Here is a 17,768-nt window from a genome sequence, read left to right on the forward strand (position 1 = left end):
GGCGGCGAGGCACCATTGGTCCATTTGCGTAGGGCAATGCCGGCCATTTGGATTGCCTATCGGCCAGCGGCAGAGCGCCCGCCGTGGCGCTGCGGCAAAGCCCCCGCGGCGGGGCGCGGATGGGCCCGAGGCGCTTCAGTATTCCAGCCGTTCGGGCCGCAGCTCCTGAAGGATCGTGGTGGCGATCTCCTCGATCGATTTGGTCGTGGTGGACAGCCATCGAATGCCGGCGCGCCGCATCATGGCCTCCGCCTCGGCGACCTCGTTGCGGCAGTTCTCCAGGGCCGCATACCGCGAGTTCGGCCGGCGCTCGTTGCGGATTTCGGAGAGCCGCTCGGGCTGGATGGTCAGCCCGAAGATCTTCTTGCGGTGCGGCACGAGCGCGCCGGGCAGCTGCTGGCGCTCGAAGTCTTCCGGGATCAGCGGGTAGTTGGCGGCCTTCAGGCCGTACTGCATGGCCAGGTAGAGGCTGGTGGGCGTCTTGCCGCTGCGGCTCACCCCGACCAGTATCACGTCGGCGTGCTCGAGGTCGCGGTTGCTCTGCCCGTCGTCGTGCGCCAGGCTGAAATTGATGGCTTCGATACGGTCGTGGTAGGCCTGGCTCTGGCTTACATCGGAAAACCGGCCGACTCGGTGGTTGGACTTCATGCCCAGCTCGATCTCGAGGGGCCGCACGAAGGTTCCGAACATGTCCAGCAGCATGGCCTTGCAGCCGCTTTCGATGACCTGCAGGATCTCGACGTTCACCAGCGTGGTGAAAACGATCGGGCGACGGCCTTCGGTCTCGGCCACGTGGTTGACCTGCCGCACCACCTGGTGGGCCTTGTCCACGGTGTCGATGAACGGCAGGCGCACGTGCCGAGGCGTGAACTCGAACTGCGCCAGGATGGCGTTGCCGAAGGTCTCCGCGGTGATGCCGGTGCCGTCGGAAATGAAGAACACGGTGCGGTTGGGCATAGATGCTTTCGAGGGGGGTGCAGGGGGCCACCACGCGTGCAGCGCCGCCTACAATGGCTGCGATTATCCGAATTCCTCTCCTCATGCACCGCCGCTGCCCACAAGAACAAACACAAAGCTGCCCGCCGTGCCATGGGAACGCGCGCTTCGCAAGCGCCGCACCGCTTTCAACTTCCGGAGCTTTCCCATGTCTTCTCCCCGCTTCAGCGCGACCGCCCTGGTCGTTCCGTTTGAAAACCTGAGGATGACCGACGTCGAGGCGGTCGGCGGCAAGAACGCCAGCCTCGGCGAGATGATTTCGCAGCTGCCCGAGGGCGTGCGGGTGCCCACCGGCTTTGCCACCACGGCGCATGCCTTCCGCCAGTTCCTGGCATTCGATGGACTGGCCGAGCGCATCCATGCGCGGCTGGATGCACTCGATACCGACGACGTACGTGCCCTGGCTGCCGCGGGCGCCGAGATCCGCGGCTGGGTCGAAGCCCAGCCTTTCCCGCAGGACCTGGAGGCCGCCATCCGCGAGGCTTTCACGGTGCTCGCCGGATCCAACCCGCAGGCCAGCTTCGCCGTGCGCTCCTCGGCCACCGCCGAAGACCTGCCCGACGCGTCCTTCGCAGGCCAGCAGGAGACCTTTCTCAACGTGGTCGGGATCGAGCAGGTCCTGCACAAGATGAAGGAGGTCTTCGCCTCGCTCTACAACGACCGCGCCATCAGCTACCGGGTGCACAAGGGCTTCACGCATGCCGACGTCGCGCTGTCCGCAGGCGTGCAGCGCATGGTGCGCAGCGACCTCGGCGCCGCCGGCGTGATGTTCACCATCGACACCGAATCGGGCTTCGACCAGGTCGTCTTCATCACCTCCAGCTACGGCCTGGGCGAGACGGTGGTGCAGGGCGCGGTCAACCCCGACGAGTTCTATGCGCACAAGCCCATGCTGGCGGCGAACAAGCGTGCGGTGATCCGGCGCAACCTGGGCAGCAAGCTGATCCAGATGGTGTTCGCTTCCGAGCAGGAGCGTGCCGTCGATGGCAAGCTGGTCAAGACGATCGATGTGCCGCTCGAACAGCGCAACCGCTACTCCCTCACCGACGCCGAGGTCGAGGAGCTCGCACGCTACGCATTGGTGATCGAGAAGCACTACGGGCGCGCGATGGACATCGAGTGGGGCAAGGACGGACAGGACGGCAAGCTCTACATCCTGCAGGCCCGGCCGGAAACGGTGAAGAGCCAGCAGGCCGGCAAGTCCGAGCTGCGCTACAAGCTCAAGGGCAAGGGGCCTGTGCTGGCCGAAGGGCGCGCCATTGGCCAGAAGGTGGGCACCGGGCCGGTGCGCCTGGTCCACAGCATCAGCGAGATGGATCGCGTGCAGGCGGGCGACGTGCTGGTGACCGACATGACCGATCCGAACTGGGAGCCGGTGATGAAGCGCGCCAGCGCCATCGTCACCAACCGCGGCGGGCGCACCTGCCATGCGGCCATCATCGCGCGCGAACTCGGCATCCCGGCGGTCGTGGGCTGCGGCGACGCGACGGAGCTCCTCACCGACGGCACGCTGGTGACCGTCAGTTGCGCCGAGGGCGACACCGGCTTTATCTACGACGGCCTGCTCGAGACCGAGATCACCGAGGTGCAGCGTGGCGTGATGCCGCCCATCCAGACCAAGATCATGATGAACGTCGGCAATCCGCAGCTGGCCTTCGACTTCGCCCAGTTGCCCAACGACGGCGTCGGCCTGGCGCGGCTCGAGTTCATCATCAACAACAACATCGGTGTCCACCCCAAGGCCATCCTCGACTACCCCAACGTCGATGCCGACCTGAAGAAGGCCGTGGAGTCGGTGGCGCGCGGGCACGCCTCGCCGAGGGCGTTCTACGTTGACAAGGTGGCCGAAGGCGTAGCCACCATTGCCGCGGCGTTCTGGCCCAAGCCGGTGATCGTGCGGCTGTCCGACTTCAAGAGCAACGAGTACCGCAAGCTGATCGGCGGTTCGCGCTACGAGCCGGAGGAAGAGAACCCGATGCTGGGCTTCCGGGGCGCCGCGCGCTATGTCAGTGCCGAATTCGGCGAAGCCTTCGCGATGGAGTGCGAGGCACTGCGCCGGGTGCGCAGCGAGATGGGCCTGACCAATGTGCAGGTGATGGTGCCGTTCGTGCGTACGCTGGCCCAGGCCGAGCGCGTGACCAAGTTGCTGGCGCGCTTCGGCCTCGAGCGCGGCCGCGACGAGCTCAAGCTCATCATGATGTGCGAGGTGCCGAGCAACGCGATCCTCGCCGAGGAGTTCCTCGAGTTCTTCGACGGCTTCTCCATCGGCTCGAACGACCTGACCCAGCTCACGCTGGGCCTGGACCGCGACTCCGGTCTCGAACTCCTGGCTGCGGACTTCGACGAGCGTGACCCGGCGGTCAAGGCGCTGCTTTCGCGCGCCATCGCCGCATGCCTGAAGCAGGGGAAGTACGTCGGCATCTGCGGCCAGGGCCCGAGCGACCACCCCGACTTCGCGCAGTGGCTGGCCCAGGAGGGGATCGCCTCGATCTCCCTCAATCCCGACAGCGTGATCGAGACCTGGCAGCGCCTGGCGAGCTGAGGCAGACACTGGGACTTGCGCGGCGGCCCGGGCACCGCGCTAGCGGACGGCGCCGTCGGTTGGATCTTCCGCCGGGCTGTAGGCTGCCCGTGCGATCAATGGAGGGTCTGCGGCTGCCCTGAACCTCAGTTGTCGGCAATCGTCCAGCGATGGTCACAGCGGCGGCAGCAGACCTGCGTGAGCCGCTGCGGCCGGTCCTCGGAGAGCACGTGGAACCGCCCGTACTCACCGCATTCGTGGCAGTTGGCCTGGTGCGCCAGCGCCTCCGCGCGCATCAGCAGATAAAGGTAGCGGCGCATCGCCCACAGCGCTACGGCCCCGCAGGCCAGTGCGAGGAGCAGATCGACGAGCCGCTCGCCGCCCGCTCCCGTGGTGTCGGTAAAGCCCTCCAGCCCGGCCAGCATGGCAAAGAAGCTCAACAGCGCCAGGAGCATGTGGGCATGGCTCGAGAGCAGCTGTCGCTCGTACCACTTGCGAAACCCGTGCTTTGTAACGCCGTCGGCCAACCGGGCGCCGAAGTAGTGATCGCTGAGGATGTTCATGGTCTCACCATCTTGCTCGCCGCCGCGAGCGAACGCGGTGCGCGCGCCTGCAAGCCGCCGTAGGCCGGCATCGGCGCCCGTGGTGCGCGCCTTCCCACCCACGCGAAGGAAGGCATGCCGTCGCTTTGCTACAATCGCCGGCTTTGCCTTGCTCCACCGCCGCGACGCTTGATGGCGGGGGGCTTCATCCACAAGGAGAACACATGCGTCATTACGAGATCATCTTGCTGATCCATCCGGATCAGAGCGAACAGGTTCCGGCCATGCTGGAGCGCTACAAGGGCATGATCACCGCCGGCGGCGGCCAGATCCACCGCGTCGAGGACTGGGGCCGTCGCCAACTGGCCTATCAGATCAACAAGCTCGCCAAGGCCCACTATCTGTGCATCAACATCGAGGCCGACCAGGCCGTGATGAACGAGCTGGAGCATGCCTTCCGCTTCAACGATGCCGTGCTGCGCCACCTGACTGTCGTCAAGAAGAAGGCCGACACCGGCCCGTCGTCCATGATGCGTACGGTCGAGCGTGAAGAAGCGCGCAAGGCCCAGCAGGCAGAGTACCAGCAGCAGCAACAGGCCTGAAGGCCCCCGCTGCGCGTGTGAATCAGCTTGTCCTGAGTGCCCGCATCGCGGAGGCAACGCCTCTGCGATACACCCCCTCCGGGCTGCCTGCCCTCGATCTACGGCTCGAACACGAGTCCGAGGTCGCAGAAGCAGGCGGCACGCGACAGGTGAAACTGGCGCTCAAGGCCGTGGCTTTCGGCGGTGACGCCGAGACGCTGGCCAGGCAGGCGATCGGCAGCAGCTGGCGCTTCGCCGGCTTCCTGGCCACACCGCGCAACGGCAAGCTCCCGGTGCTCCACATCCAGCAGTTCCAGCAAGACTAAATTTTTCGAGAGGTCCTCATGGCCACGTTCAAGAAGTTCAACAAGGACAAGCGTCCGAAGCGCAACACCCAGTCGCTGCTGTTCAAGCGCAAGCGCTTCTGCCGCTTTACCGTCGCCGGCGTCGAAGAGATCGACTACAAAGACGTCGATACGCTGCGCGACTTCATTGCCGAGAACGGCAAGATCATCCCGGCTCGCCTGACCGGCACCCGCGCCATCTACCAGCGCCAGCTCAACACCGCCATCAAGCGCGCACGCTTCCTGGCACTGGTGCCGTACTCCGACCAGCACCGCATCTGAGGAGCGACAAGAAATGCAAGTCATCCTGCTCGACAAAGTCGTGAACCTGGGCAACCTGGGCGAAATCGTGAAGGTGAAGGACGGCTACGCCCGCAACTTCCTGATCCCCTCCGGCCGCGCCCGCCGTGCCACCGAAGCCAACAAGGCCGAGTTCGAAGCCAAGCGCGTCGAACTGGAGCGCGCCGCGTCTGCCAAGCTGGCCGAAGCGCAAGCCCAAGGCGAGAAGCTCGCTGGCACCACCGTCAAGCTGACCCAGAAGGCCGGCGTCGATGGGCGCCTGTTCGGCTCCGTCACCAACAACGACATCGCCGAAGAACTCGGCAAGATCGGCTACCCGGTGGCCAAGTCGCAGGTGCGCATGCCGAGTGGTCCGATCAAGACCGTCGGTGACAGCGCCGTCAGCGTTGCACTGCACACCGACGTGGTGGTGGACATCACCGTCGCGGTCTACGGCGAGACGGCCTGATCGGCCGCTCCTCCTCGCTTTCGACACCGAGAGGCCGCCTGCGGGCGGCTTTTTTCTTGCCCACAGGTTCCGGACGCTTGTGCCCTGCTTAGGCACCGGTTTTCCACAGGGTTGTCCCGTGACCTGCCGAGGCAGCGGCCCTAACATCGGGCGCGCAAGAGGATTCCATGTCTGCAGTACTGACCCCCGTCGAAGACGATTTTCCGCGCGACCGCGAAGTGGCGAAGCTGCGGGTGCCGCCACACTCCATCGAGGCCGAATCGAGTGTCCTGGGGGGCCTGTTGCTGGACAACGGCGCCTGGGACCGTATCGGCGACCTGCTCTCCGACAACGATTTCTACCGCTATGAGCACCGCCTGATCTTCAAGGCCGTGGCTGACCTGGTGAACGCGAGCAAGCCAGCGGACGTGATCACGGTCTTCGAGCACCTGCAGAGCCTGGGCAAGGCCGACGAGACGGGTGGCCTGGCCTATCTCAACTCGCTCGCACAGTACGTCCCGAGTGCCGCCAACATCCGCCGCTACGCCGAGATCGTTCGCGAGCGCGGCATCCTGCGCAAACTGGTGTCGGCCTCCGACGAGATCGCCACCGCGGCCTTCAATCCGCAGGGCAAGGCGGTCGACAAGATCCTGGACGAGGCCGAGCAGAAAATCTTCCACATCGGAGAGGAAGGCTCGCGTTCCAAGCAAGGCTTCCACGACATGGGCTCGCTGGTGGTGGAGCTGCTCGACCGCGTGCAGGAGATGGCGGACAACCCCACCGACATCACCGGCGTGCCCAGCGGCTTCTACGACCTCGACCGGATGACCTCCGGGTTGCAGGCCGGAGACCTCATCATCCTGGCGGCGCGTCCTTCGATGGGAAAGACCTCCTTTGCGATCAACATCGCCGAGCATGTGGCGCTGCACGAGGAGCTGCCGGTGGCGGTGTTCTCGATGGAAATGGGAGCGTCCCAGCTCGCCGTGCGTATCGTCGGCTCGATCGGGCGGATCGACCAGGGCCATCTGCGCACCGGCAAGCTCACCGACGAGGAGTGGCCCCGGCTGACAGAGGCCATCGAAAAGCTGCGCAACGTCTCGCTCCACATCGACGAGACCCCCGGCCTGACGGTGAGCGAGCTGCGTGCCAACGCGCGCCGCCTGGCGCGCCAGTGCGGCGGAAAGCTCGGCCTCATCGTGATCGACTACCTGCAGCTCATGAGCGTGTCCAGCGGCATGGGCGACGAGAACCGCGCCACCGCGGTCGGTGAAATCTCCCGGGGCCTGAAGATGCTGGCCAAGGAACTGGGCTGCCCGGTGATCGCCCTGTCGCAGCTGTCGCGCGGAGTGGAGTCGCGCACCGACAAGCGGCCGATGATGAGCGACTTGCGCGAGTCCGGCGCCATCGAGCAGGACGCGGACGTCATCATGTTCATCTACCGGGACGACTACTACAACAAGGACTCGAAAGAGCCGGGCGTCTCCGAAATCATCATCAGCAAGCAGCGGAACGGCCCGACCGGCACCGTCAGGCTGGCCTTCCTGAAGAACCTCACCAAATTCGAATCGCTCGCGGCGGGCAGTGACGATTTCTGAAGGCGCAGGCCTGCGCTGATGCGCGGCAGCGCGGCAACCGGTGGCGCCGTGCAGCGGGGGCGAGCCCCCGTCACGACGAACCCTTTTCCGCGCGCTGGCCGCCCGGTGCGAGCGGCTCGGCCACGAGAACTGGCGGGCAGCGTATGTCCTGTCAGAACTTCAACGATAAGGGACAGGCGCTGGCTGGCCGAAGTGCGGCCACCTACGTGAGAATTCCGAGCGGCAGGGCAGCGCCGCGAGCAGGGACGGTGCAGGAGTGCCGCCGTCTCTTTCGCAGATCAACGCACCCCACGGCGGCCGGGCTGTCTCAAAGCGCTTCCGAAGCGAAGTCCGCGAGGCGCGAGCGCTCGCCGCGCGCCAGCGTGATGTGGCCGCCGTGCGGCCAGCCCTTGAACTTGTCTACGGCAAAGGTCAGGCCGGACGAACCCTCCGTGAGATAGGGGGTGTCGATCTGCGCCAGGTTGCCCATGCAGATGATCTTGGTGCCGGGGCCCGCGCGCGTGATGAGGGTCTTCATCTGCTTGGGCGTGAGGTTCTGGGCCTCGTCGATGATGAGGTACTTGTTGAGGAACGTGCGCCCGCGCATGAAGTTCATGCTCTTGACCTTGATGCGGCTGCGAATGAGTTCGGTCGTCGCTGCGCGGCCCCACTCGCCTGCACTGGTCTCGGTCTTTGCGAGCACTTCGAGGTTGTCGTCGAGCGCACCCATCCAGGGCCCCATCTTTTCTTCCTCGGTGCCCGGCAGGAAGCCGATGTCTTCGCCCACGCTCACGGTGGCACGCGTGACGATGATCTCCGTGTAGCGCCGCTCGTCGAGCACCTGCGTCAGCCCCGATGCCAGGGCCATCAGCGTCTTGCCGGTGCCGGCGGTGCCGGTGAGCGTCACGAAATCGATCTCGGGGTCCATGAGCAGGTTCATGGCGAAGTTCTGCTCGCGATTGCGGGTGGTCACCCCCCAGACCGAGTGCTTCAGGTGCCCGTAGTCCTTGAGGGTCTTGAGCACGGCGGTCTTGCCGCGGATCTCGGTCACGCGGGCATAGAGGCTGGGCTCGCCGGGAGCTTCGAAATAGACGAACTGGTTGATCAGCAGACTGGGGACGATCGGGCCGCTGATGCGGTAGTAGGTGTGCACACCGCTTTGCCAGCTCTCGACGGTCTTGCCGTGCTTGGACCAGAAGTCCAGCGGCAGCGCGAGCGCCCCCGAATACATGAGCTCCAGGTCGTCGATCGTCTTGTCGTTGCGGTAGTCCTCGGTAGCCAGCCCCAGCGCCCGGGCCTTGACCCGCATGTTGATGTCCTTGGACACCAGCACGACCTCGCGCGGGCTGTGTTTGTCCCGCAGTGCTTGCACCACGCCCAGGATCTGGTTGTCGGCTTTGCCCTGGGGAAGGTTGTGCGGCTGCAATACCTCGAGCGCCTGCGTCTGGAAGAAGAGGCAGCCGCCCGCTTCGCGGTGCCCCGAAGAGTCGAGCTTGATGCCCGCGGCGATGTCGGCGCCCTTGGCGCCCGCCAGGGCGTCCAGCGACCGGCTGGCTTGCCGAGCGTTGCGCGCCACCTCGGTCGTGCCCTTCTTGTGCCCGTCGAGCTCTTCCAGCACGATCATCGGCAGGAACACGTCGTGCTCCTCGAAGCGGAAGAGGCACATCGGGTCGTGCATGAGCACATTGGTGTCCAGCACGAAGAGCTTGGCGGGTCCGGTGGACTTGGCCTTGGGCTTTCGGGCCCTCGCATCGGCCGCCGCGCGGCGCCGCGCCGCCGGCTCGGCTTCGACCGTGCTCTCGGATGGCTCGAGCACCACGATTTCTTCGTCTTCGGCGTAGAACGACTCCGTGTACGCAGCCGCCGGCGCGCTGCCACCGCGCGTGTCGAAGGCGAGTGCCTGGGGCCGCTCAGGCGTGCCGGTCTCCGGCGGCGCCACCGGTTTTCGCGCCTGCTTCTGCGGGGGCCGTGCGTTTGCCTCGAAGGCTTCCGGCGGGAGCAGGGCGGCGCGCTTGGTGGGGGCGACAGGCAGCGGCATAAGGCGGTGGGTTCCCTAAAGTGAATGCTGGAAAACAAAAAAGCCGCCCCGTGGACCGGGCGGCTTTGGCGGAGCTTGCATGGATGACGCGAGGCGTCAGGAGCAAAAGCATGAACCCATTATGCATGCCCTGCCACACTGGGCGGGGCGTGTTGCGGCCAAACGTCGGGGCTCGGCGAACACAGGCCGGCTTTGTGCTCAGGCGGCCTTCTTGAGCAGCTTGACCGCCTTGAGGACCTCGTCCACGTGGCCCGGAACCTTGAGGCCACGCCATTCCTGCTTGAGGATGCCATCGGCACCGATGAGAAAAGTGCTGCGCTCGATGCCCTTGACCTTCTTGCCGTACATGATCTTGTTCTTCACAACGCCGAACATGTGGCACATCTTCTCTTCGGTGTCGGCGATCAGCTCGAAGGGCAGTTCGAGCTTGGACTTGAAGTCGTCGTGCGACTTCATGTTGTCGCGCGAGACGCCGAACACCGTGGCTCCGGCCTTGACAAATTCCTTGTACTTGTCGCGAAACTGCATGGCCTCCGTGGTGCAGCCAGGGGTATTGTCCTTGGGGTAGAAGTACAGAACGAGGATCTGACCGAGATGCGAGGTGTTGGACACCCTGATGCCGCCGGTGGCGTTCGCTTCAAATTCTGGGATGGGTTTGTTGACAACGATCGCCATGGATTTGTATCTCGTGTGACAGGGTTTTCTCGTGGCGGCGCGGGGCGGGCGTCCCGGCAGGGCGACCGATTTTAACCGAATTGCTTCCCGCCGGGCTGGCTGTACGGACAGCCGGGCGCGCAGCCGCGCGGCCAAGCGCAGGAGCGAGTGGCCAGGAGATCGCTCCTGGAACGCGCGGCGGCGCGTGGTCACCGGACCGCAGCCGCACAGCCGGCGCGCAAGAACACCGGCGTCACCTGCAGTGCGACCGGCTCGGTGCGCGGGGTCAGCTCGTCGATTCCAGCAACAGGGCGGCGGCTACGCGCCGGCCCTCCTGCGCGAGGATGTTGTAGGTACGGCAGGCCGCCGCGGTGTCCATCGTTTCGACGCCGATGCGGCGCGCCATGAGCGGCGCGATCCATGAGGGGCGGGGAAAGCGGATGCGCGTGCCGCTGCCGAAGACGACGACCTCGATGTCGAGCTGCGCTAGGGTCTCGAAATGTGCCGCACTGAGCTGGTCGTGCGCGGCAGCCGGCCAGGGGATGCGCTGCCCGTCGGAGCTCACGATCACGCTGTGGTCGATGCGCTCGCCATCGACGGCGACCCACCCCGGGCCATGGCCCGTGACGGTGGGGGCGGAGGAGCGGTCGGGCTGCAGTTTCATGGCTGTTCAACTATGGTCAAATTGTAGGTTTTCACCCGCGAGACACCTGCCGGAGGGGCCTTGAAGACCATCCACAAATCCGCCAAGCTGGCCAACGTCCTCTACGACATCCGTGGTCCCATCATGGACGCGGCCCGGCGCATGGAGGAAGAGGGCCACAAGATCATCAAGCTGAACATCGGCAACCTCGCCCCGTTCGGCTTCGATGCGCCCGAAGAGATCCAGCAGGACATGATCCGCAACCTCGGCAACGCCGCGGGCTATTCGGACAGCAAGGGTATCTTCGCCGCGCGCAAGGCGGTGATGCACTACACCCAGCAGCAGGGAATCAGGGGTGTGGCCCTCGAAGATGTCTACCTCGGCAACGGCGCGAGCGAGCTGATAGCCACCGCCACCAACGCACTGCTCGACGACGGCGACGAGCTGCTGCTGCCCACGCCCGACTATCCGCTGTGGACCGCAGCCACCAGCCTTTCGGGCGGCACGCCCGTGCACTACCTGTGCGACGAAGCCAACGGCTGGATGCCCGACCTTGCCGACCTGCGCCGCAAGATCACGCCGCGCACCAAGGGCATTGTCGTCATCAACCCCAACAACCCGACGGGCGCGCTGTATTCCGACGACCTGCTGCGCGAGATCGTTGCCATCGCCCGCGAACACGGACTGGTGCTGCTGGCCGACGAGGTCTACGACAAGGTCTTGTACGACGATGCGCGCCACACGGCCATCGCGAGCCTGTCCGAAGACGTGCTCACGCTCACCTTCAACTCGCTTTCCAAGAGCTACCGCTCCTGCGGCTATCGCGCCGGCTGGATGGTGGTCTCGGGCGACAAGCGCGCGGCGGCCGACTACATCGAAGGCCTGAACATGCTCACGAACATGCGCCTGTGCGCAAACGTGCCGGGCCAGTACGCGATCCAGACGGCGCTGGGCGGCTACCAGAGCATCCACGAGCTGGTCGGCCCCGGCGGTCGTCTGCGCCGCCAGCGCGACCTGGCCTATGAGCTGATCACCGCCATCCCCGGCGTCACCTGCGTGAAGCCCCGCGCCGCGCTGTACATGTTCCCCAGGCTCGATCCTCAGGTGTACCCCATCGAGGACGACCGCCAGTTCTTCCTCGAATTGCTCGAAGAAACCCGGGTGATGCTGGTGCAGGGCACCGGCTTCAACTGGCCGCGTCCCGACCATTTCCGCATCGTCTTCCTGCCGCACGAGGACGATTTGCGCGAGGCCATCGGCCGCATCGCGCGTTTTCTCGACCACTACCGCAAGCGTCACTCCACATGAAACCCATCCAAGTCGGCCTGCTGGGCATCGGCACCGTCGGCAGCGGCGTGTTCAACGTCCTCACGCGCAACCAGACCGAAATCACGCGCCGCGCCGGCCGCGGCATCGAGATCGCCATGGTCGCGGACCTGGACACCACCCGGGCGCAGTCCCTGGTGGGGGAGCGTGCGCGCGTCGTGAACGATGCGCGTGCGGTCATCGCCAATCCCGACATCGACATCGTGGTCGAGCTGATCGGCGGATACGGCATCGCGCGCCAGCTCGTGATGGAGGCCATCGAGGCCGGCAAGCACGTGGTCACTGCCAACAAGGCGCTGCTGGCCGTGCACGGCACCGAGATCTTCGCGGCGGCGCACGCGCGTGGCGTGATCGTCGCGTTCGAGGCAGCCGTCGCCGGGGGCATCCCGATCATCAAGGCACTGCGCGAAGGCCTCACGGCCAACCGCATCGAGTGGATCGCCGGCATCATCAACGGCACCACCAACTTCATCCTCTCGGAGATGCGCGACAAGGGCCTCGACTTCGACGTGGCCCTGAAGGAGGCGCAGCGCCTGGGCTATGCCGAGGCCGATCCCACCTTCGACATCGAAGGCGTCGATGCGGCGCACAAGGCCACCATCATGTCGGCCATCGCCTTCGGCATCCCGATGCAGTTCGATCGGGCACACGTGGAGGGCATCACCAGGCTGGCTGCCCAGGACATCCGCTACGCCGAGCAGCTCGGCTACCGCATCAAGCTGCTGGGGATCACGAAGCGCACCGAGCGCGGCATCGAGCTGCGCGTGCACCCCAGCCTGGTGCCCGCACGCCGGCTCATCGCCAACGTCGAGGGCGCCATGAACGCTGTGCTGGTGCAGGCCGACGCCGTCGGCACCACGCTCTACTACGGCAAGGGCGCGGGCAGCGAGCCCACCGCCAGCGCCGTGATCGCCGACCTGGTCGATGTCACCCGGCTGCACACGGCCGATGCCGCCCACCGCGTGCCGCACCTGGCCTTCCAGCCAGACCGCATGAGCGACCATCCGGTGCTCCCCATGAGCGAGGTGGTGACCAGCTACTACCTGCGACTGCGCGTGGCCGACGAGGCCGGCGTGCTGGCCCAGGTGACCGGGCTGCTGGCGGGCGCCGGCATTTCCATCGACGCCATGCTGCAGCGCGAAGCCGGCGAGGGCGAGAAGCAGACCGACCTGATCATCCTCACCCATGCGGTGCGCGAAGGCACGATGGACGAGGTGCTCACCCGCATCCAGGCCCTGCCCACCGTGCTCGCTCCGATCACGCGTATCCGCAAGGAAGAACTCGCCTGATCGGGCACCCACCGACCCGCACGATGCACTACCTCTCGACCCGCGGCCATCCCGAGCGCAAGCGTTTTTGCGAGATCCTCCTGGAGGGGCTCGCGCCCGATGGCGGCCTCTATCTTCCCGAGCGCTATCCGCGCATCGACGCGGCCACGCTCGCGCGCTGGCGCGGCCTGGCCTACCACGATCTGGCGTACGAGATCCTCGCCCTCTACATCGACGACATCCCGGCCGAGGACCTGCGCGCGCTGTGTGCCCGCACGTACACCGAGGCCGTGTTCGGCACGCCTGAGATCGTGCCGCTCAAGGCGCTCGAGCCGGGCCTGTACCTGCAAGCCTTGTCCAATGGCCCCACCCTGGCGTTCAAGGACATGGCCATGCAGCTGCTGGGCCAGCTGTTCGAGTACGAGCTGGAGCGGCGCGGCGAAGAGCTCAACATCCTGGGGGCGACTTCGGGCGACACCGGCAGCGCCGCCGAGCACGCGATGCGCGGCAAGAAGGGCGTGCGCGTCTTCATGACCTCTCCGCATGGCCGCATGAGCCCGTTCCAGCAGGCGCAGATGTTCAGCCTGCAGGACGAGAACATTCACAACCTCGCCATCGAGGGCGTGTTCGACGACTGCCAGGACATCGTCAAGGCCGTCTCGAACGACCTCGAATTCAAGCGCCGCTGGCGCATCGGCACCGTCAACTCGATCAACTGGGCGCGGCTCGTCGCCCAGGTGGTGTACTACTTCGCGGGCTACTTCCAGGCCACCCGCCACAACGACGAGCGCGTGAGCTTCACCGTTCCTTCGGGCAATTTCGGCAACATCTGCGCCGGTCACGTGGCCCGCATGATGGGCTTGCCGATCGATCGGCTGGTGGCGGCCACCAACGAGAACGACGTGCTCGACGAGTTCTTCCGCACGGGCGTCTACCGCGTGCGCGGCAGCGCCGACACCTTCGAGACCTCCAGCCCGTCGATGGACATCTCCAAGGCGAGCAACTTCGAGCGCTTCGTGTTCGATCTGGTCGATAGGGACGCTGCGCGCGTTCGCGCGCTGTTCGGCGATGCACTGGTCACCGAAGGCCGGTTCGCGCTCGACGAGGCGCTGATGCGCCGCGCCCGCGAGGAGTTCGGCTTCGCGAGCGGACGCAGCACCCACGCCGACCGCCTGGCCACCATCCGCGCCACCTGGGACGCGCACCGCCGCATGGTCGATACCCACACCGCGGACGGCCTGAAGGTCGCGCGCGAGCAGCTGCAGCCGGGCGTTCCCATGATCGTGCTGGAGACGGCCTTGCCCATCAAGTTCGCGGCAACCATCGTCGAGGCACTCGGTCGCGAACCGGAGCGGCCGCCGAAGTTCGCCGGCATCGAGCTCCTGCCCAAGCGGGTGACGGTGCTGCCGGCCGAAGCCGGCAAGGTCAAGGACTACATCGCGGCGCACTGCGGCTGAAGCCGCGCACAATGGCGGCGTCGGCGGCGACACAACAGGCAGGCAGGACACATGAAAGTGGTGGGTTTCGCCGGGTATTCCGGCTCCGGCAAGACGACGCTGGTCGAGCGCCTGATCCCCGCGCTCAAGCTGCGCGGGCTTCGGGTTTCGGTGGTCAAGCATGCGCACCATCGCTTCGACATCGACCACCCCGGCAAGGACACCTGGCGCCACCGCGAGGCCGGCGCCTTCGAGGTGGTGGTCGCATCCAACCGCCGCCTCGCCCTGATCCGGGAGTTCGAACGCGAGGCGCGCCTGTCGGTGCACCAGCTGATCGCCGAGCTGTACGAGGGCGTCGATTGGGTGCTGGTCGAGGGGTTCAAGGACAGCAACCTGCTCAAGGTGGAGGTCTGGCGCCCCGATGCGGGCCAGCCCGCGCGCTACATGGACGACGACTTCATCGTCGCCATCGCCACCGACGACGCCACCCGCATGCCCGAGCCGACGCTGCGGCCGGTGCTCGACATCAACGCCCCGGACGCGCTCGCGCAGTGGCTGGTCGATAACGGGACGCGCTTCGACTACGACCCGGAGATGTATCTATGAGCCGCCGCCGGGCCGCTCCCCAGGCGCCTGGCGACGCAGTGCGCGTGTCGGAGGCAAGCCAGTGAATTCAGCAGCCGCCCGGCCGCCTCTGCGGCCCCTCGATGAAGCGCTGGCTGAGCTCCTGGGCCACGCCCGCGCGCTGGGCGAGTTCGAGTCCGTCGCGACCTTCGAGGCCGACGGCCGGGTGCTCGCGCAGGACCTGCGCTCCGAGCTGCAGGTGCCCGCACACGACAACAGCTCGATGGACGGCTATGCGGTCCGCAGTGCCGAGGTCGGGCAGGCGGCGGCCGAGGGCAGGGCGCTGCCGGTGAGCCAGCGCATTCCGGCCGGCACCGCAGCCCTGCCGCTCGCGCCAGGCACCGTGGCGCGCATCTTCACCGGCGCACCGGTGCCCGAGGGCGCCGACGCCATCGTGATGCAGGAAGACACCGAGACCTCGGGCGAGCAGCAGGTGCGGTTTCGCCGTACACCGGCCGCCGGCCAGTGGATCCGGCGCAGCGGCGAAGACGTGCGCCGCGGCGCCACCGTGCTGCACGCCGGCGAGCGCCTGGGCCCCGCTGCGCTTGGCCTGGCAGCCAGCATCGGAATGGACAGGCTCGAGGTGGCGCGCCGCCCCCGCGTCGCGCTGTTCTCCACGGGTGACGAGCTCGTAATGCCTGGGGCCGTTCCGCCGTCGGCCATGCCGCCCGGGGCGATCTACAACTCCAACCGGTTCTTCCTGCGCGCGCTGCTGCTGCGCCTGGGCTGCACCGTGACCGACTTCGGGATCGTGCCGGACCGGCGCGACGCGACGGTGGAGGCGCTGCGGTCCGCAGCCGACGGGCACGACCTGATCCTCACCAGCGGCGGCGTGTCGGTCGGGGAAGAGGACCACCTGCGGCCCGCCGTTCAGCAGCTCGGCTCCATCGCGCTGTGGCAGATCGCCATGAAGCCCGGCAAACCCTTCGCCTATGGGTCGATCGGCTCGGCGCCAGCGCGTTGCCATGTCATCGGCCTGCCCGGCAACCCGGTGTCGAGCTTCGTCACCTTCGTGCTGCTGGTGCGGCCTGTCCTGCTCGCCCTGCAAGGCGCTCGCGGGGAACCCGCGCGCACGATGCTGCCGGCGCATTTCGACTGGCCGCGTCCCGACCGCCGGCGCGAATTCCTGCGGGTGCGCCGCGACGGCGAGGGCGGACTCGCGCTGTTTCCCAACCAGAGCTCCGGCGTACTCACCTCGGCAGTGTGGGCCGATGGCCTGGTCGATGTGCCGGCGGGGCAGACGATCCAGCGGGGGCAGCTGGTGCCGTTTCTCTCGTTCGCGGAGTTGCTGGCGTGAGGCGCAAGATGACGCAATGTGCACGTCGAGCCTGCAAGCAGCCGCTCGCCTGCGCGCCATGGCCCAGGAGGCGCTCGCACGGGGAGCGCAGCACACCCGGCGTTCGCATGAAGCTCGAATGCCCGAAGTCGCAGAGTCACGTGCGCATGCTGCGCGAGCCCGCAGGAGCCGCTCGCAGCCATCGCGCAAGCGCTGGAGCCGCCCCCATCAAGCCCCTCGCACAGGAGACACCCGCATGAAGCCCGAAAGCACGGACGCCGCCCGCATGACCCCCGAAGCCACGGGCGGGGCTCGCGTCACGCTCGCGGTGCGCTACTTCGCCTCGATCCGCGAGGACGTGGGCCGTTCCGGCGAATCGCTGGAGACCGCCGCGGGCACGCTGGGCGCGCTGCGCGAGGAGCTGATCGCCCGGGGCGAGCCGTACGCGCATGCACTGGCGCGTGGCCGGGCCCTGCGCATGGCGCTCGACCAGGTGATGGCCGACGAAGCGACGCCGCTGCGTCAAGGCGCCGAAGTCGCCTTCTTTCCACCCGTCACCGGGGGCTGAAGCGATGGCTGCCGCACGCGTGACCGTCCAGCCCGATGACTTCGACGTGTCGGCCGAGCTCGCCGCACTCCGCGCGGGCGACGGCGGTGTCGGGGCCGTGTGCGCCTTTGTCGGAACCGTGCGCGATCGCAACGACGGCAGCAGCGTTTCGGCAATGGAGCTGGAGCACTATCCGGGCATGACCGAGAAGGCGATCGAGGCCATGGTCGATCAGGCCATGCGGCGATTCGACATCCGGGCCGTGCGCGTGATCCACCGCATCGGCCCCCTGCGGCTGCAGGACCAGATCGTGCTGGTGGCCGTCACCTCGGCGCACCGCGGCCAGAGTTTCCAGGCCTGCGAGTTCCTCATGGACTACCTGAAGACACAGGCGCCGTTCTGGAAGAAGGAGCGCACGCCCGAAGGCGAGCGCTGGGTGGACGCGCGCGTGAGCGACGACGCCGCCCTTGCGCGCTGGGGCATCGCGGCCCGCGGCAACGTCTGACGCGCCGGCGCCCCGGCAAGCTCTCCGGCCCTGCACGCCCACGCAGCGGACCGGTGCACCACGGGCACCCGGCGCACGCGCGCAGACCGCGCATCCGTCAGCGGGAAAACACCGAGCCCAGGCGCGCGTTTCCCACGGCACCATACGCCCCGAATCGTTCTGACTC

General features: G+C 66.9%; 17 protein-coding genes and 1 pseudogene. 13 read left to right on the plus strand and 5 right to left on the minus strand.

Going from position 1 to position 17,768, the window contains the following annotated elements:
• Nucleotides 1–135: 135 nt before the first annotated feature.
• Nucleotides 136–957, minus strand: coding sequence for a posphoenolpyruvate synthetase regulatory kinase/phosphorylase PpsR (gene ppsR, locus WG922_RS15190; RefSeq protein ID WP_340283578.1), 822 nt, complete (start codon nucleotides 955–957; stop codon nucleotides 136–138).
• A gap of 187 nt (nucleotides 958–1,144) precedes the next feature.
• Between ppsR and ppsA the strand changes: the two genes are divergently transcribed.
• Nucleotides 1,145–3,538 (plus strand): phosphoenolpyruvate synthase, encoded by a 2,394-nt coding sequence (gene ppsA, locus WG922_RS15195; protein ID WP_340283579.1) that lies wholly within the window; start codon nucleotides 1,145–1,147, stop codon nucleotides 3,536–3,538.
• A gap of 125 nt (nucleotides 3,539–3,663) precedes the next feature.
• Here ppsA and WG922_RS15200 read toward each other — a convergent pair whose 3' ends face one another.
• The gene (locus WG922_RS15200; protein WP_340283580.1) at nucleotides 3,664–4,080 is read right to left on the minus strand and encodes a hypothetical protein; all 417 of its coding nucleotides are present in this window, start codon (nucleotides 4,078–4,080) and stop codon (nucleotides 3,664–3,666) included.
• A 203-nt stretch (nucleotides 4,081–4,283) separates the two neighbouring features.
• Here WG922_RS15200 and rpsF point away from each other — a divergent pair, with 203 nt between their 5' ends.
• The 5 genes from rpsF to dnaB all read left to right on the plus strand — a co-directional run bounded on the left by rpsF (nucleotide 4,284) and on the right by dnaB (nucleotide 7,306).
• Nucleotides 4,284–4,661 (plus strand): 30S ribosomal protein S6, encoded by a 378-nt coding sequence (gene rpsF, locus WG922_RS15205; RefSeq protein WP_340283581.1) that lies wholly within the window; start codon nucleotides 4,284–4,286, stop codon nucleotides 4,659–4,661.
• 17 nt (nucleotides 4,662–4,678) lie between these two features.
• Entirely contained in the window at nucleotides 4,679–4,966 is a 288-nt protein-coding gene (priB, locus tag WG922_RS15210) for a primosomal replication protein N (RefSeq protein WP_340283582.1), read from the plus strand.
• 18 nt (nucleotides 4,967–4,984) lie between these two features.
• Nucleotides 4,985–5,266, plus strand: coding sequence for a 30S ribosomal protein S18 (rpsR, locus tag WG922_RS15215; protein WP_048438842.1), 282 nt, complete (start codon nucleotides 4,985–4,987; stop codon nucleotides 5,264–5,266).
• Between the two features lie 13 nt (nucleotides 5,267–5,279).
• Entirely contained in the window at nucleotides 5,280–5,732 is a 453-nt protein-coding gene (gene rplI / locus WG922_RS15220; protein WP_340283583.1) for a 50S ribosomal protein L9, read from the plus strand.
• Nucleotides 5,733–5,899: 167 nt separating this feature from the next.
• Nucleotides 5,900–7,306, plus strand: a complete 1,407-nt coding sequence (gene dnaB, locus WG922_RS15225) for a replicative DNA helicase (protein ID WP_340283584.1) — start codon at nucleotides 5,900–5,902, stop codon at nucleotides 7,304–7,306.
• Between the two features lie 307 nt (nucleotides 7,307–7,613).
• Here dnaB and WG922_RS15230 read toward each other — a convergent pair whose 3' ends face one another.
• From WG922_RS15230 to WG922_RS15240, 3 genes are all read right to left on the minus strand, one after another.
• Nucleotides 7,614–9,323, minus strand: coding sequence for a PhoH family protein (locus WG922_RS15230; protein WP_340283585.1), 1,710 nt, complete (start codon nucleotides 9,321–9,323; stop codon nucleotides 7,614–7,616).
• Between the two features lie 198 nt (nucleotides 9,324–9,521).
• Entirely contained in the window at nucleotides 9,522–9,998 is a 477-nt protein-coding gene (locus tag WG922_RS15235; RefSeq protein ID WP_340283586.1) for a peroxiredoxin, read from the minus strand.
• A gap of 265 nt (nucleotides 9,999–10,263) precedes the next feature.
• Entirely contained in the window at nucleotides 10,264–10,641 is a 378-nt protein-coding gene (locus WG922_RS15240; RefSeq protein ID WP_340283587.1) for an Mth938-like domain-containing protein, read from the minus strand.
• A gap of 60 nt (nucleotides 10,642–10,701) precedes the next feature.
• Between WG922_RS15240 and WG922_RS15245 the strand changes: the two genes are divergently transcribed.
• From WG922_RS15245 to moaE, 7 genes and pseudogenes are all read left to right on the plus strand, one after another.
• Nucleotides 10,702–11,928 carry a pyridoxal phosphate-dependent aminotransferase gene (locus WG922_RS15245; RefSeq protein WP_340283588.1) on the plus strand — a complete coding sequence of 409 codons (1,227 nt, stop codon included), beginning with the start codon at nucleotides 10,702–10,704 and terminating at the stop codon, nucleotides 11,926–11,928.
• Entirely contained in the window at nucleotides 11,925–13,235 is a 1,311-nt protein-coding gene (locus tag WG922_RS15250; protein ID WP_340283589.1) for a homoserine dehydrogenase, read from the plus strand. Before WG922_RS15245 ends, WG922_RS15250 begins: the two co-directional genes overlap by 4 nt.
• A 23-nt stretch (nucleotides 13,236–13,258) precedes the next feature.
• A complete protein-coding gene (gene thrC, locus WG922_RS15255; RefSeq protein WP_340283590.1) occupies nucleotides 13,259–14,671 on the plus strand; it encodes a threonine synthase in 1,413 nt (470 codons plus the stop codon).
• A gap of 45 nt (nucleotides 14,672–14,716) precedes the next feature.
• Nucleotides 14,717–15,256 (plus strand): annotated as a pseudogene (gene mobB, locus WG922_RS15260) (molybdopterin-guanine dinucleotide biosynthesis protein B); the annotation flags it as partial.
• A 61-nt stretch (nucleotides 15,257–15,317) separates the two neighbouring features.
• Complete coding sequence (locus WG922_RS15265; protein WP_340283591.1) at nucleotides 15,318–16,571, plus strand: molybdopterin molybdotransferase MoeA; 1,254 nt, start codon at nucleotides 15,318–15,320, stop codon at nucleotides 16,569–16,571.
• Nucleotides 16,572–16,836: 265 nt separating this feature from the next.
• Nucleotides 16,837–17,118, plus strand: coding sequence for a MoaD/ThiS family protein (locus tag WG922_RS15270; RefSeq protein WP_340283702.1), 282 nt, complete (start codon nucleotides 16,837–16,839; stop codon nucleotides 17,116–17,118).
• A 4-nt stretch (nucleotides 17,119–17,122) separates the two neighbouring features.
• Nucleotides 17,123–17,602, plus strand: coding sequence for a molybdopterin synthase catalytic subunit MoaE (gene moaE, locus WG922_RS15275; RefSeq protein WP_340283592.1), 480 nt, complete (start codon nucleotides 17,123–17,125; stop codon nucleotides 17,600–17,602).
• Nucleotides 17,603–17,768 lie beyond the last annotated feature (166 nt).

It is taken from the genome of Ramlibacter sp. AN1015 (assembly GCF_037726105.1).
Taxonomy (GTDB): Bacteria; Pseudomonadota; Gammaproteobacteria; order Burkholderiales; family Burkholderiaceae_C; genus Ramlibacter.